Origin of the sequence: Chryseobacterium sp. SIMBA_038 (assembly GCF_046535115.1) — a bacterium.
Lineage (GTDB): Bacteria > Bacteroidota > Bacteroidia > Flavobacteriales > Weeksellaceae > Chryseobacterium.
Window position 1 is genome coordinate 1 of sequence record NZ_JAWRXH010000366.1, and the last position, 244, is coordinate 244.

A 244-nucleotide genomic window follows, 5' to 3' on the forward strand; every position below is an offset into this window, starting at 1 on the left:
GTATAACTGGAGGACTACATTTATTGTTGCCTCTGTGATTCCATTGGCATTTCTTTTTGCGATCATTATGCTGAAAATTCAAGGATTGCCGGCTAATTTGATTTCCATGGGAGCGCTTGATTTTGGATTGCTGCTGGAGGGAACCTTAGTCATCGTAGAACATGTATTTGTTGCCCTCGAATTGAAAGCTAAAAAAATTGGATTAAAGAGATTTAATAAAATTTCTAAACTAGGAATCATCAAG

The 244-nt window shown here is 36.5% G+C and carries 1 protein-coding gene; it reads left to right on the forward strand.

Annotated elements, in window-relative coordinates; genetic code table 11:
* On the forward strand, positions 1 to 244 hold a 244-nt coding region (locus tag SB689_RS23915; protein ID WP_410694519.1), incomplete at both ends, for an efflux RND transporter permease subunit.